Source organism: Pseudacidovorax intermedius (assembly GCF_003350475.1).
Lineage (GTDB): Bacteria > Pseudomonadota > Gammaproteobacteria > Burkholderiales > Burkholderiaceae_C > Xenophilus > Xenophilus intermedius.
In genome coordinates this window covers 818,345-832,687 of the sequence record NZ_QQAV01000001.1, presented here as the reverse complement: position 1 = coordinate 832,687, position 14,343 = coordinate 818,345, and the positions used below count along the sequence as shown (strand labels likewise).

Sequence of the window (14,343 nt, the reverse complement as noted above, 5' to 3'; positions counted from 1 at the left end):
GCTCAGGCGCCTTTGGTGAATTCGATGCGGCCCTCGGGCAGCATGTAGAGCACCAGCGCGCGGCCGTCGCTCACGGTGGGCCGGTGGGCGCTGCCCGGCGGGTAGACGCACCAGCCGGCGGGCCGGCCGTCGAAGGCGGCGCGGCTGTCCGCGAGCGGCATGATCAGGTCGATCTCGCCGTTCGGGTGCACATGGTGCGGACCTGCAATGTCCTGCATGTCGACCACGTCGACCGAGAAGCGATGCAGGGCGTCCTCGGCTTTGAAGACGCGGCCGTAGCGGATGCCGCCGCCCTCGCGCTCGCACAGCCAGCCCTCGGCCACGCCCTCTTCGCAGCTGGCCTTGAGCTGGGCATAGGTGGCGCTGCCGGCGCCGTGCTCGGCATTGAGCCAGGCGTCCAGCGCGGCGTCGAGCGGCCGGCCGGCGATCTGGGCCGTCAGTGCGGCCACCTGGGCATGGAAGGCTTGCTTGGACATCGTGGATCTCGCTGTCGGGGTGCTTGTCTCTCTGCGGGTTGACGCCAGTGCTTGCCGGCGCCGTTCATGTGCAGTATCTTGCTTGCGGACGAACCATAAAAGCGCACCTGATGCATGTCAAGCAACATAGTGCATGTTGGGTGTTATCCCTAGGTGCGGTGAAGACGGAAGGGCCGGCGATGAATCGGCCGACGCGAGGGCCGGTGGCGCCTCGCGACAATCGCGTTGTGAAGGACGATGCAATGAGCGAACCCGAGAGCGCGCTGCGGCCTGGTGAGGCGGAAGCGGACGCGCATCCGCCGGAGGCGGCCAACACCGCCTCCGGCGGCGAAAACCGCCATCCGCTGCTGGCGGCCGTGGGCGAGCGCGCCCGCAGCCTGCGCGCGCGGCGCGGACTGACGCGCAAGGCCGTGGCGCAGGCGGCCGACGTGTCGGAGCGCCACCTGGCCAACCTCGAATACGGCATGGGCAACGTGTCGATCCTGGTGCTGCAACAGGTGGCGGGCGCGCTGCAGTGCTCCATGGCCGAGCTGCTCGGCGACGCGACCACCAGTTCGCCCGAATGGCTGCTGATCCGCGAACTGCTCGAAAACCGCAGCGAGGCCGACCTGCGCCGCGCCCGCATCGCGCTGGGCGAGCTGTTGGGCACTGCCGGCATCGACCCGGCCCGCAAGCGCCGCTTTGCACTGGTGGGCCTGCGCGGCGCCGGCAAGTCCACGCTGGGCCAGATGCTGGCCGAGGACCTGGGCTTGCCCTTCATCGAGCTCAGCCGCGAGATCGAGAAGTTCGCAGGCTGCAGCGTGCGCGAGATTCACGACCTGTACGGCACCAACGCGTACCGCCGCTACGAGCGCCGCGCGCTGGAAGAAACGGTGCAGATCTACGGCGAGGTGGTCATCGCCACGCCGGGCGGCATCGTCTCCGACCCGGCCACCTTCAACGAGCTGCTGGCCCACTGCACCACCGTGTGGCTGCAGGCCCGGCCCGAGGAGCACATGGGCCGCGTCATCGCCCAGGGCGACATGCGCCCCATGGCCGCCAGCCGCGAGGCGATGGACGACCTCAAGCGCATCCTCGACGGACGTGCGGCCTTCTATTCCAAGGCCGACCTCACGGTCGACACCGGCGGCACCACGCTGCCGCAGGCTTTCGAGGCGCTGCGGGCGGCGGTGCAGAAGGTGATGGCCGAGCCGGTGGGCGGCTGAGCGGCCCTGCGCGGGATCGACGGTGCCACCCCGAAAGCCGCCCCGCGCCGTCGTCCGGCGCGCGCCCCGGCAGCAGCGCGCCCACGACACGGTGGCGATCATCCTCGAGGCCGCGCAGCAGATCCTTCGGGCGCACGGGCTGCCGGGCTTCAACACCAACCGCATCGCCGAGCGCGCGGGCGTCAGCGTCGGCAGCCTGTATGGCTACTTTCCCAACAAGCAGTCGATCCTGCTCGCCCTCGCGCGGCGCCTGCTGGCCGAGGACCGAGAGGCTTTCCTGGCCGCGCTGGCCGCGGCGGATGAGGCCACGGTCGATCCCATCCGCCGGCTGGTGCGGGTGCTGCTGGCGCGGCATGCGCACGACGCGCCGGTGCGCCGCGTGCTGCTGGGCGTGTACATGGGGGCGGGCCTGGCGGGCGACGATGCGCACCACATTGCGCAGCTGACCGAGGCCGTCGCTTCGCATCCCCAGGGCCCGCGAGCTGCGCGCGCGTTGGCGCCCATCCAGCTCTTCGTCATCGCCCGTGCGGTGCTGGGCGTGGCCCGCGCTCTGACGGATGCGCGCGACGGGCCGGCGCTGCCCATGCAGGCCGTGGAAGACGAGGCCGTGAAGCTGGTGAATGCCTACCTGCTCGCGGCGACGCCCTCGGATGCGGGCGGCAACGCGGCCGCCAACTCGGTGAACAGCGCGTCTTCCTCGGCCAGGATGCCAAGCTCGCCGTAGTTGCCGGCGGTCATCGTCACGACCAGACGCAGGGCCGGCACCACATAGAGCCGCTGCCCGCCGTTGCCGATGGCCTGGATCACCCGCACCGGCCTGCCGCCGATGCGGTGGGTGCGGACCCACCACTGGTAGCCGTAGCCATAGTCCGCGCTCGCCGAAACCTGGGCGTGGGTGGCGGCTTCGATCCAGGCAGCGGGCACCACCTGGCGTCCCTGCCAGCGCCCCTGGTCGAGCACCAGCAGGCCGAGCGTGAGCAGGTCCTGCGGACGCAGCCGCAGCCCGGCAAAGGCCACGGCCCGCCCGCGCAGGTCGTGCGTCCAGGTCCAGCCGCTGATGCCCAGTGGATCGAACAGCTCGTGGCCGACCAGATCCTCCAGCGTCCGGCCCGTGCTGCGCGCCATGATGTCGGCCAGCACGGCGGTGGCGCCGCCGCTGTAGACGAAGTGCGTGCCCGGCTCGGCCACGCGCACCCGGCAGAGCACGTGTTCGGCCACCGAGCCGGTCCACAGAAGGGCGGACTGGTCATCGCGCGTGGGGCGGCGCACGGGCGATGGCTCGTCCCAGTCCAGGCCCGTGGTCATGGTCAGCAGGTGGCGCACGCGCAGCGGCGTGGACGATGCGCCCTGCTGGTCGGCGCACTGTGGATAGAGCGAGGCCACCGGCGTGTCCAGGTCCGGCACCTCGCCGCGCGCCAGCAGGATGCCGTAGACCAGCGCGAGCACGCTTTTGCTGACCGAGCGCATGTCGTGCAGGTCCTGGGCGCCGAAGCCGCGGTGCGAGCGCCACAGGCTGTAGATCGTCTGGTCCTTGCCGGCGTAGTAGCGCTCGGCCAGGTGCTCGCCGTCGCGCATGACCAGCACGCTGTGGATGTTGGAGGCCGCCGGGTCCGCGCGGTCAAGGACGCGCGCCACGGCGGCGGCCTCGGCCCCGAACGGCTGGGGAGAGGTCGCCGCGTCCTGTGCCAGCGCGGCCAGGGGTACAAGCAGGCCGGCACACGCCACGATCCAGATCCAGCCGGCGCGAACGGCCGGCCGCAGCAGGGCGAAGGCGGCGTGAAGGCCGGGGAACTGGGAGCTGCGGGTCGTGTTCATTCGCGAAATTCTCAGCAGCGCATCGGCTTGCGACTACTCGCAATCCGGCGTCGTGGCGCCGTGCATGGACGTCCGAAAAACCGCACCAGTGACAACGGCTTGCGCTCGCGCGGGCCCGCGAAACCAGCGCGGTGCCGCGGCGGGCTCGGATTCGTGTGGGGGGCAGGACGTGTTGCTTGGCACCCCAGTGGGCCTCGTGCAAAGGATGAGTGCCGGCCGAACGAATGACCCGGCCCGCTGCAGGGCGGAACGCGGCCCTCCCTCTCTTCGGGATTCCCCCAGCCCGAAAACCCGTTCGCCTTCTCCGCCCTGCCTTGACGTGTCCGTCAACATGCATGATGATGCATGTCATCGACGAAGCAACATGCACATTGCTTCCGGTTGACCCACCCAGGAGACACCCCATGAGCGAGAGCGCAGCAGCAAGCAGCACCACCGCGGCCCAGGCGCCGGTGGACTACCGCACGGACCCCAGCCAGTACAAGCACTGGAAGCTCAGCACCGATGGCGCCATCGCCCGGCTGACGCTGGACATTGCCGAGGACGGCGGCCTGCGCCCCGGGTACAAGCTCAAGCTCAACAGCTACGACCTGGGCGTGGACATCGAGCTGCACGATGCCCTCAACCGCATCCGCTTCGAGCACCCCGAGGTACGCACGGTCATCGTCACCAGCGCCCGCGACCGCATCTTCTGCTCGGGCGCCAACATCTTCATGCTGGGCCTCTCCAGCCATGCCTGGAAGGTGAACTTCTGCAAGTTCACCAACGAAACGCGCAACGGCATCGAGGACTCGTCCAAGCACTCCGGCCTCAAGTTCCTGGCCGCCGTCAACGGCGCCTGCGCCGGCGGCGGCTACGAGCTGGCCCTGGCCTGCGACGAGATCATGCTGGTGGACGACCGCTCCTCCGCCGTCAGCCTGCCCGAAGTGCCGCTGCTGGGCGTGCTGCCCGGCACCGGCGGCCTCACCCGCGTGACCGACAAGCGCCATGTGCGCCACGACCTGGCCGACATCTTCTGCACCAGCGTCGAAGGCGTGCGTGGCCAGCGCGCCGTGGACTGGCGCCTGGTCGATGCCGTGGCCAAGCCGGCGCAGTTCGGCGCGGCCGTGCAGGAGCGCGCCATGAAGCTGGCCGAAGGCAGCACGCGCCCCGCCAGCGCCCGCGGCATCGCGCTGCCGCGCCTGCAGCGCGAGGAAGGCGCTGACAGCGTGCGCTATTCGCATGTCGAGGTGTCGGTGGACCGCGCCAAGCGCACCGCAACGCTGACGCTCAAGGCCCCGCAGTCCGCACTGCCGGCCGACATCGCCGCCATCGAGGCCGCTGGCGCCGGCTGGTGGCCGCTGGCCCTGGCCCGCGAGCTGGACGACGCCATCCTGCACCTGCGCACCAACGAGCCCGACATCGGCACCTGGCTGCTCAAGACCCGCGGCGAGGCCGAGGCCGTGCTGGCCGCCGACCGCCAGCTGCTGGCGCACCAGGACCACTGGCTGGCGCGCGAGACGCTGGGCGCGCTGCGCCGTACCTTCGCGCGGCTGGATGTGTCCTCGCGCACGCTGTTCGCCGTGGTGGACGAAGGCTCCTGCTTCGCCGGCCTGTTCGCCGAGCTGGCCTTCGCCGCCGACCGCACCTACATGCTGGCCCTGCCCGATGCGCCCGAGAAGGCGCCGAAGCTGGTGCTGGACGAATTCAACTTCGGCCTGCTGCCCCTGGTCAACGACCAGAGCCGCCTGCAGCGCCGCTTCTACGAAGAGGCCGGCCCGATGGAGGCCGCTCGCGCCGCCGCTGGCCGCCCGCTCGATGCCGACGAAGCGATGACGCTGGGCCTGGTCACCGCCGCGCCCGACGACATCGACTGGGAAGACGAACTGCGCATCGCGCTCGAAGAGCGCGCTGCCATGTCGCCCGATGCGTTGACCGGCCTGGAGGCCAACCTGCGCTTCGCCAGCCAGGAGAACATGCTGACCCGCATCTTCGGGCGGCTGTCGGCCTGGCAGAACTGGATCTTCCAGCGTCCCAATGCCGTCGGCGAGGCAGGCGCCTTGAAGGTCTACGGCACCGGCCAGAAGGCGGGCTTCGACATGAAAAGGGTCTAACCCCCAGGCTCCGCGGACTGAGTCCGCGCCGCCCACCCCCTTGCAGGGGGCGACGCCTGCAGCCCGGCAAAGCCGGTTCCGCGGCATCTCCCGCGAAGACAGCGTCCCCAACTTCTTCCCTTCTTTCTCCCAGTCACGAGGTCGAGACATGAGCAGCATCAACTACAGCGAGAAGATCCCCAACAACGTCAACCTGGCCGAGGACCGCACGCTGCAGCGCGCGCTCGAAGGCTGGCAGCCCAACTTCATCAACTGGTGGGACGACGTGGGCCCCGAAGGCTCCACCAACTTCGACGTCTACCTGCGCACGGCCGTGAGCGTGGACCCCAACGGCTGGGCCCAGTTCGGCCACGTGAAGATGCGCGACTACCGCTGGGGCATCTTCCTGAACCCGGGCGACGCCAGCCGCGAGATCCACTTCGGCGACCACAAGGGCGAGAAGGCCTGGCAGGACGTGCCCGGCGAGCACCGCGCCAACCTGCGCCGCATCATCGTCACGCAGGGCGACACCGAGCCGGCCTCGGTCGAACAGCAGCGCCACCTGGGCCTCACGGCGCCCAGCCAGTACGACCTGCGCAACCTCTTCCAGGTCAACGTGGAAGAAGGCCGCCACCTGTGGGCCATGGTCTACCTGCTGCACAAGCACTTCGGCCGCGATGGCCGCGAGGAGGCCGAGGCGCTGTTGGAGCGCCAGAGCGGCGACGAGAACAACCCCCGCATCCTGGGCGCGTTCAACGAGAAGACGCCGGACTGGCTGGCCTTCTTCATGTTCACCTACTTCACCGACCGCGACGGCAAGTTCCAGCTGTCGGCCCTGGCCGAGTCCGCCTTCGACCCGCTGGCGCGCACCACCAAGTTCATGCTGACCGAAGAGGCCCATCACATGTTCGTGGGCGAGTCGGGCGTCAGCCGCGTCATCCAGCGCACCTGCCAGGTGATGAACGAGCTCAAGACCGACGACCCGAAGAAGGTGCGCGAGGCCGGCGCCATCGACCTGGAGACCATCCAGCGCTACCTGAACTTCCACTACTCGGTGACCATCGACCTGTTCGGCGCCGACCAGTCCAGCAACGCCGCCACCTTCTACAGCTCGGGCCTCAAGGGCCGCTATGAAGAAGGCAAGCGCACCGACGACCACGTCCTCAAGAACCAGACCTACAAGGTGCTGGAGGTCAAGGATGGGCAGTTGCTCGAGAAGGAAGTGCCGATGCTCAATGCCCTCAACGAGGTGCTGCGCGACGACTTCATCAAGGACTCCGTGGCCGGCGTGAACCGCTGGAACAAGGTGATCGAGAAGGCGGGCATCCCCTTCCGGCTCACGGTGCCGCACAAGGCCTTCAACCGCGCCATCGGCGCCCTGGCCGGCATCCGCATGTCGCCGGATGGCCGCGTGGTGAGCGAGACCGAATGGGAAGCGAAGAAGAAGGAATGGCTGCCCACCGACGAGGACCGCGCCTTCGTGGCCTCGCTGATGGGCCGCGTGGTCGAGCCCGGCAAGTTCGCCAACTGGATCGCGCCGCCGGTCATGGGCATCAACCGCCAGCCGGTGGATTTCGAGTACGTGCGATTCGCCTGAGGCGCCTGGCGCCCTCTCTGCCTCGGACACCCCACGACCCGTTCGCGTTGAGCCTGTCGAAACGCCGCGCAAGGCTTCGACAAGCTCAGCCCGAACGGTCTGGGAATACCGACCGGAGATCGGAGCGACGGGCTGAGGCACGCATAGTCAGTCAAAGCGGGCGGTGACGCCCGTCCTCCTGCGCGAGAGGCCACGAGGTCGTGGCGACGCAGGCGGACCGAGAAGGAAAGAAAAAGCGATGGAAACGGCTGAAGCTGTGGCGGTCATCAAGCAGCACCTGATCGACCCCGAGATCTGCATCCGCTGCAACACCTGCGAGGCCACCTGCCCCATCGGGGCGATCACGCACGACGACCGCAACTACGTGGTCAAGGCCGACGTGTGCAACGGCTGCATGGCCTGCATCTCGCCCTGCCCGACGGGCTCCATCGACAACTGGCGCACCGTGCCTGCGGCCAAGGCCTATCCGATCGAGGAACAGCTGCTGTGGGACGAACTGCCTGCGGAACTCACGCCCGACCAACTGGCGGCTGAAGGCGTGCCCGCTGACGCGGCGGAAGCGGCGCCTGTGGCCGTGGCCCCGGCCGCCGAGGCGGTCGCCGAGCCCGGCACCGCGCCTTTTCATTCCGCCAGCTATGGCGCCACGCGCCCACCATGGTCGGCCGCGCATCCCTACACCAACCTGCATGCACCCAAGAGCCCCATCACCGGCACGGTGACGGGCAACTTCAACTGCACCGAGGCCGGCTTCGACAGCGAGACGCACCACATCGTGCTGGACTTCGGCGCCATGCCCTTCCCGGTGTTGGAAGGCCAGTCCATCGGCATCGTGCCGCCGGGCGCCGATGCGCTTGGCCGTGCGCACCAGCCGCGCCAGTATTCGGTGGCCAGCGCCCGCAATGGCGAGCGCCCGGGCTACAACAACCTGTCGCTCACGGTGAAGCGCGTCACGCAGGACCACCAGGGCCAGGCCGTGCGGGGCATCTGCTCCAACTACCTGTGCGACCTCAAGGTGGGCGACACGGTGCAGGTGGTCGGCCCCTTCGGCAGCAGCTTCCTGATGCCGAACCACCCGAAGTCGCACATCGTCATGATCTGCACCGGCACCGGCAGCGCGCCCATGCGGGCCATGACCGAATGGCGGCGGCGCCTGAGGAAGAGCGGCAAGTTCGAAGGCGGCAAGCTGATGCTCTTCTTCGGCGCCCGCACCCAGCAGGAACTTCCCTACTTCGGCCCGCTGACCAGCCTGCCCAAGGACTTCATCGACATCAACCTGGCCTTCTCCCGCACGCCCGGCGAGCCGAAGAAGTACGTGCAGGACCTGATGCGCGAGCGCGCCGCCGACCTGGCATTGCTGCTGCGCGACGAGGCTGCCCACTTCTACGTCTGCGGCCTCAAGAGCATGGAAGAAGGCGTGGTGCTGGCCCTGCGCGACGTGGCCCACGAGGCCGGCCTGGACTGGGAGCAGATCGCGGCGCGGCTCAAGCAGGAAGGGCGGCTGCACCTGGAGACGTACTGACGGACAAACGACCGGGGGCACGTGCACGATCAGGCCCATAGAGAACGTCGGCTCGCCAGAGTGCCGTCGAAGGGAGACACTTGCGGCTCGCCGTTTCCGGCCCACTTCGCCACGGAGCCCCTGATGAATCCTCCCGCCAGCGTCACCTTCCCCGCCTCCATCGCCCCCGATGCGCTGCCCAGCTTTTCCGCCTATGAGGCGCAGGCGCGCAAGCGCGGCTTCGACGAGGTGGCCGAGCGCATGTGGGAGCCGGATACGCAGGTCGCCAGCCACGGCCATCCCTTCGCCGTGGAAGCCTTGATGGTGCAGGGCGAACTGACGCTCACCGTCGCTGGCGAGACCCGGGTACTGCACCGCGGCGACCGCTTCGTGCTGGCGCCCGATCAGCCGCACGAGGAGCACTACGGTCCCGATGGCGCGACCTACTGGGTCGCCCGGCTGCATGCGCAGGCCATGCCGCCGCTGGAGGAAGCGCCACGCTGAGGCGGTTGCGCACCGGATGAAGTTTGCGGAGTTCCGCCCCGGTCAGGTCATCGAGGCCGGTCCACATGCCGTCACCGAGGAAGAGGTGCTCGGCTTTGCCCGCCAGTGGGACCCGCAGTGGTTCCACACCGATCCCGAGGCGGCGGCCGAGGGCGTGTTCGGCGGACTCATCGCCAGCGGCTGGCACACCTGCGCCATCGCCATGCGGCTGGTGGTGCAGGCGGCGCTGCACGACTCCGAATCCTTCGCCTCGCCGGGCATCGACCACATCCGCTGGTCCCGGCCCGTGCGTCCCGGCGACCGGCTGCGCCTGCGGGCCCAGGTGATCGAAGCGCGGCGCTCCGACACCAAGGCGCACCTGGGCATCCTGCGCTGGCGCTGGCAGCTGTTCAACCAGCACGATGCGCAGGTGCTGGACGCCATGGTCACCAGCCTGTTCCGGCTGCCCTGAGCGGGCGAGCCGCTCCAGGGACGGGAGCAGGTCGAATGCGCTGGGGCGTGAGCCCCGCGTTATCCGACCGCCGGCAGCACCTCGCCCCGGCATTCTCCGAAGCCGATGCGGGCATGGCCCTCGCGCTCGCACCAGCCGCGCAGGATGACCGTGTCGCCGTCCTCCAGGAAGGTGCGGGTCTCGCCGGTGGTCGGCAGGTCGATGGCCTGCGTGCCGCCGCGCGACAGCTCGACGATGGCGCCGGCTTCGCCCGGCGTAGGACCGGAAATGGTGCCGGTCCCCAGCAGGTCGCCCGGCTGCAGGTTGCAGCCGCCCACCGTGTGCTGCGCCACCATCTGCGCCAGGGTCCAGTACTGGTGGCGGAAGCTGGTGGCCGACAGGCGGTCGCCGGCATGTCCCGCCTTACGGTGCCGCGGGCTCTGCAGGCGTACCTCCAGTTGCACGTCCACGCCGCCCGCTTCGCGGTTGGCGGGGCTGTCCAGATAGGCCAGCGGTTGCGGCTCGTCGGCCTCGCGCCCAAAGGGCACGCGGTAGGGTGCAAGGGCCTCCATGGTCACGACCCAGGGCGAGACGCTGGTGCAGAAGTTCTTGCCCAGGAAGGGGCCCAGCGGCGCCATCTCCCAGAACTGGTGGTCGCGCGCCGACCAGTCGTTGAGCAGGCACATGCCGAAGATGTGCGACTCGGCCTGGCCGATGCCGATGGGCCGGCCCTGGGCATTGCCCGGGCCCACGTAGAAGCCCATCTCCAGCTCGTAGTCCAGCCGGCGGCAGGGGCCGTACTGCGGTGCGGCGGCACCGGGTGCCATGGCCTGGCCCATGGGGCGGTGGAAGGCCGTGCCGCTGGGCACCACGCTGGAGGCGCGGCCGTGGTAGGCGATGGGCAGCCAGCGAAAGTTGGGCGTCAGAGGATCGTCGGGCTTGAGCACCCGGCCTACGTTCACCGCGTGGTGCACCGAGGTGTAGAAGTCGGTGTAGTCGCCAATGCGGCTGGGCAGGCCCATCTCGGCCTGGGCCTGGGGCACGAGCGCGGCGCGCAGCGCGTCGGCGGCTGGGCCGGTGGCGTCCTCGCGCAGGGCGTCGAAGAGTGCGAGCCGCAACGCATGCCAGGCCTCGGGGCCCATGGCCATCAGCGCATTGAGCGTGGGCTGCGATGCGGCCTGCAAGGCCTGCGCTGCCAGGCCCGTGAAGGCGCCGCTGGCCGCCACCGCCTGCAGGTCGATCACCTGGTCGCCGATGGCCACGCCGCCGCGGAAGGCCTCCTGGCTACCCGCAAGGCGGAATACGCCGAAGGGCAGGTTCTGGATCGGAAAGTCGCCGCCTGATGCGTTGGCGCTGGCCAGCCAGCTGCGCGCAGCGGCGTCATGGGTGCGGTCGAGTGTCATCGATGCCGCTCCTCAGGCCGAGGCCATCAGGGTGTCGTCGAAGATCGCCACGGCGCGCGTCCAGCCCGCGGACGCGCCGCGGATCTTGTGCGGGAAGCAGCTGATGAAGAAGCCATCGGGCGGCAGCGCCTCCAGGTTGTGCAGCTTCTCGATGTGGCAGTAGCCGATGTCGCGGCCGGCCTTGTGGCCTTCCCAGATCAGGCCGGCGTCCTTGGTCTCGCCGTATTTCTGCGCGGTGTGGACGAAGGGCGCGTCCCAGCTCCAGCCGTCGGTGCCCGTCAGGCGCACGCCGCGCTCCAGCAGGTACATGGTGGCCTCGTAGCCCATGCCGCAGCCGCTGGAGACATAGTCGTTCTGGCCGTAGCGCTCGCCGGCGCGGGTGTTGACCACCACGATCTCCAGCGGCTTGAGCACGTGGCCGATGCGGGCCAGCTCGGCCTCCACATCGGCGGCCGTCACCACGTAGCCGTCCGCGAAGTGGCGGAAGTCCAGCTTCACGCCGGGCTGGAAGCACCACTCCAGCGGCACGGCATCGATGGTGATGGCGGGCTTCTTCTCGCCCAGCGCCTTGTCCATGGTGGAGTGGAAGTGGTAGGGCGCATCCAGGTGCGTGCCGTTGTGCGTGGACAGCTGCACCTGCTCCACCGCCCAGCCCTCGCCGTCGGGCAGGTCGGCCTTCTGCAGGCCGGGGAAGAAGGGCACGATCTGCTCGACCGTGTTCTCGTGGGTGAAGTACTGGATCTTGGGCGCGAAGGGCGGCGGGTCGCTCACCACGTCGTTCTCGAGGTAGATGGACAGGTCGACGAATTTGCGGGGCATGGCGGGTCTCCTTTGTGTGGGTCCGTGGGATGTGAGGTTCAGGGGCGTTGCCAGCGCAGGAGGCGGTGTTCCGCGAAGGCCAGCAAGCCATTGCTGACGAAGCCGATCAGCCCCAGCAGCACGATGCCGGCGAACAGCTCGCTGGCCCGGAAGGCGCGTGCCGCCAGCAGGATGGCCTGGCCCAGGCCGCCCTGCGAGGCGATCATCTCGCCCACCACGGCCACGATCAGCGCAACGGTGAGGGCCAGGCGCATGCCGGCCAGGATGTCGGGCATGGCATGGGGCAGGCCGATCTTGAGGATGAAGGCGGGGCGCGACAGCTGCAGGCAGCGCGTCACCTCGGCCAGCCGCGCATCGACGGTGGCCAGGCCATGCACCGTGGCCAGCAGCACCGGCCACATCGCGCCGAAGGCCACCACCACCAGCACCATGCGCGGACTGAGCCCGAAGATGGCGATGGCCACCGGCAGCACGGCCGAGGCCGGCAGCGGCCGGATGAACTCCAGCATGGGCTGCAGCCAGGCACGGGCCGCGGCCGATGCACCGATGAATACGCCAAGCGCCACACCCGCGAGCGAGGCGAGCAGCCAGCCCTGCAGCATGCGGCCGACGGTGTCCAGCGTCCAGCCGGCCAACTCGCCGTTGCCGCTGCCGCGCAGGTTGAAGCCCTCGGCCAGTGCGTCCCACGTCGCCTGCGGCGTGGGCAGGAAGACGCGGCTGACCCAGCCCAGGTTGCTGGCCCCCCACCACAGCGCGATCAGTGCGCCGAGCACCAGGGCCGAGCCCAGCCAGCTGCTCATCTTGAGGCGGTCGTTCATGCGGCCCCCATCCGGCGGGCGACGCGCTGCTGCAGCCGCAGCATGCCCGCGTTGACCGCATAGCCCACCACGCCGATCCAGCCCAGCCAGGCCAGCATCAGCGCAGGGTCGAAGCTCTGCTGCGCGATCATCATGGCGTAGCCCATGCCATTGGGGTTGGCAGCGATCTCCACCGTCACGGCGACCACCAGCGCCACCGCCACGCCCAGGCGCAGCGCCACGAACAGCCGCGGCGCGATGGCCGGCAGCACGATCTTGAAGGCCCGCTCGCGCGCAGACAGGCCGAGCACGCGGCTCACCTCCAGCAGCCGCGGTTCCACCTGCCGCACGGCCGCCTGCACCAGCAGCATCAGCGGCCAGAAGGTGGCGAAGGCGATCACCGCCATCTCCATGCGCACGCCGAAGCCGAACATCAGCATGGCCAGCGGGATCAGCGCCACCGAGGGCACGGTGCGCAGCAGCTCGGTGGTCATGAAGCCCATGCGGGCCGCGCGTGCCGACAGGCCCAGCGCGATGCCGCCGGCCAGGGCGAGCAGTGCGCCGACCAACAGGCCGAGGGCCGCGGTGCCGAGGGTGAAGGCGGTGGCCTGCCAGAGCGAGCCGTCCATGGCCGCGCCCCACCAGGCCTTGAGCGCGGCGCTGACGGGGGCCAGCGAGTCGCTGCCCAGGGCCGAGGCGCGGCGGGCGTAGAGCTCGAAGGCGATCAGCAGCAGGGCGGGGATGACCCAGGGGCGCAGGCGGGCGAGGGGGTGTGGGCGCGGGGCGCTCGAGCTGCGGGACGGCGCTTCGACAGGCTCAGCGCGAACGGGCTGGGGTGCGCGCATCGCTTCGGCCCGCTCAGCCATGGCCTTCCTCGATGAAGGTGAAGAGCTCGCGGCGCAGGCGCACGAACTCGGGATGCTCGCGCGTGGTCAGCTGGTCGCGGGGTCGGGGAATGGGCACGTCGATCATGCGGGCCAGGCTGGGCCGGCCGGGACCCGGGTTGGCCTGCAGGGCCACCACGCGGTCGCCGAGGTAGATGGCCTCTTCCAGGTCGTGGGTGACGAAGATCACCGTCAGGCCGTCATCGCGCACCAGGCGCGCCAGCTCGTCCTGCAGGCCCTGGCGCGTCATCGCGTCCAGCGCGCCGAAGGGCTCGTCCATCAGCATCAGCTCGGGGCGCTGGGCCAGGCAGCGGGCGATCTGCACGCGCTGCTGCATGCCGCCCGACAGCTGCAGCGGAAATTTGTTCGCATGCGCGGCCAGGCCGACCTTGGCCAGCACCTCGGCGGCCCGGGCGGCATGCTCGGCGGTGGGCACGTGCGCGGCCTCCAGCGCCAGGCGCACATTGCCTTCCACCGTGCGCCAGGGCAGCAGGGCACGGCCGTAGTCCTGGAACACGAAGGCGATCTCGCGCGCGGGCTGCGTGATGGGCACGCCGTGACGCAGCACGCGGCCCGCGGTGGGCGTGACCAGGGCGCTGGCGGTGCGCAACAGCGTGGTCTTGCCGCAGCCGCTGGCGCCGACGATGCAGACGAATTCGCCGCGCCGCACCTCGAAGCTGGTGGGCGACAGGATCTCGCGCCCGCCCAGCCGGATGCTCACCTCGTCGAAACGTAGCAGCGGCGCTTCTGCGCTCGCGGCGCGGCCCGCGATGGGGGCAGCCGCTGCAGCGGTCGGATGTACCGCCGCGCGGTTTGCGGCGACCATGAAGTCCGGGGCTCCCA

At 69.9% G+C, this 14,343-nt stretch carries 14 protein-coding genes; 7 read left to right on the top strand and 7 right to left on the bottom strand.

Annotated features, from left to right (window positions below; all coding sequences use genetic code 11):
• Positions 1–2: 2 nt before the first annotated feature.
• Positions 3–476 carry a 4-hydroxylaminobenzoate lyase gene (locus DFR41_RS03645; protein ID WP_114801714.1) on the bottom strand — a complete coding sequence of 158 codons (474 nt, stop codon included), beginning with the start codon at positions 474–476 and terminating at the stop codon, positions 3–5.
• Positions 477–718: 242 nt separating this feature from the next.
• Between DFR41_RS03645 and DFR41_RS03640 the strand changes: the two genes are divergently transcribed.
• Complete coding sequence (locus DFR41_RS03640) at positions 719–1,681, top strand: helix-turn-helix transcriptional regulator (protein WP_114801713.1); 963 nt, start codon at positions 719–721, stop codon at positions 1,679–1,681.
• 91 nt (positions 1,682–1,772) lie between these two features.
• A complete protein-coding gene (locus DFR41_RS03635) occupies positions 1,773–2,405 on the top strand; it encodes a TetR/AcrR family transcriptional regulator (RefSeq protein WP_170159308.1) in 633 nt (210 codons plus the stop codon).
• On the opposite strand, the gene DFR41_RS03630 is transcribed toward DFR41_RS03635, so the two are convergent.
• Positions 2,306–3,496, bottom strand: coding sequence for a serine hydrolase domain-containing protein (locus DFR41_RS03630; protein ID WP_017760692.1), 1,191 nt, complete (start codon positions 3,494–3,496; stop codon positions 2,306–2,308). The two genes, DFR41_RS03635 and DFR41_RS03630, sit on opposite strands and share 100 nt — an antisense overlap.
• A 404-nt stretch (positions 3,497–3,900) precedes the next feature.
• Between DFR41_RS03630 and boxC the strand changes: the two genes are divergently transcribed.
• The 5 genes from boxC to DFR41_RS03605 all read left to right on the top strand — a co-directional run bounded on the left by boxC (position 3,901) and on the right by DFR41_RS03605 (position 9,618).
• Complete coding sequence (gene boxC, locus DFR41_RS03625; protein ID WP_114801711.1) at positions 3,901–5,589, top strand: 2,3-epoxybenzoyl-CoA dihydrolase; 1,689 nt, start codon at positions 3,901–3,903, stop codon at positions 5,587–5,589.
• Positions 5,590–5,737: 148 nt separating this feature from the next.
• Entirely contained in the window at positions 5,738–7,165 is a 1,428-nt protein-coding gene (gene boxB, locus DFR41_RS03620) for a benzoyl-CoA 2,3-epoxidase subunit BoxB (RefSeq protein ID WP_114801710.1), read from the top strand.
• A gap of 238 nt (positions 7,166–7,403) precedes the next feature.
• Positions 7,404–8,684: a benzoyl-CoA 2,3-epoxidase subunit BoxA gene (boxA, locus tag DFR41_RS03615; RefSeq protein WP_114801709.1), complete on the top strand. Its 1,281-nt coding sequence runs from the start codon at positions 7,404–7,406 to the stop codon at positions 8,682–8,684.
• A 123-nt stretch (positions 8,685–8,807) separates the two neighbouring features.
• Positions 8,808–9,167 carry an AraC family ligand binding domain-containing protein gene (locus DFR41_RS03610; protein ID WP_017760696.1) on the top strand — a complete coding sequence of 120 codons (360 nt, stop codon included), beginning with the start codon at positions 8,808–8,810 and terminating at the stop codon, positions 9,165–9,167.
• A 16-nt stretch (positions 9,168–9,183) separates the two neighbouring features.
• On the top strand, positions 9,184–9,618 hold the full coding sequence (locus DFR41_RS03605) for a MaoC family dehydratase (protein ID WP_114801708.1): 435 nt from the start codon (positions 9,184–9,186) through the stop codon (positions 9,616–9,618).
• Positions 9,619–9,677: 59 nt separating this feature from the next.
• Here DFR41_RS03605 and fahA read toward each other — a convergent pair whose 3' ends face one another.
• Genes fahA through DFR41_RS03580 form a run of 5 tightly spaced genes read right to left on the bottom strand, consistent with a single transcriptional unit; the run spans position 9,678 to position 14,326 of the window.
• Positions 9,678–11,000, bottom strand: a complete 1,323-nt coding sequence (fahA, locus tag DFR41_RS03600; RefSeq protein WP_114801707.1) for a fumarylacetoacetase — start codon at positions 10,998–11,000, stop codon at positions 9,678–9,680.
• Positions 11,001–11,012: 12 nt separating this feature from the next.
• Positions 11,013–11,819 carry a cyclase family protein gene (locus tag DFR41_RS03595; RefSeq protein ID WP_017760699.1) on the bottom strand — a complete coding sequence of 269 codons (807 nt, stop codon included), beginning with the start codon at positions 11,817–11,819 and terminating at the stop codon, positions 11,013–11,015.
• A 38-nt stretch (positions 11,820–11,857) separates the two neighbouring features.
• Positions 11,858–12,637 (bottom strand): ABC transporter permease, encoded by a 780-nt coding sequence (locus tag DFR41_RS03590; protein ID WP_114801706.1) that lies wholly within the window; start codon positions 12,635–12,637, stop codon positions 11,858–11,860.
• The gene (locus DFR41_RS03585) at positions 12,634–13,482 is read right to left on the bottom strand and encodes an ABC transporter permease (RefSeq protein WP_244917634.1); all 849 of its coding nucleotides are present in this window, start codon (positions 13,480–13,482) and stop codon (positions 12,634–12,636) included. The genes DFR41_RS03590 and DFR41_RS03585 overlap by 4 nt, the downstream gene beginning before the upstream one ends.
• Positions 13,475–14,326, bottom strand: coding sequence for an ABC transporter ATP-binding protein (locus tag DFR41_RS03580; RefSeq protein WP_114802171.1), 852 nt, complete (start codon positions 14,324–14,326; stop codon positions 13,475–13,477). Before DFR41_RS03580 ends, DFR41_RS03585 begins: the two co-directional genes overlap by 8 nt.
• Positions 14,327–14,343 lie beyond the last annotated feature (17 nt).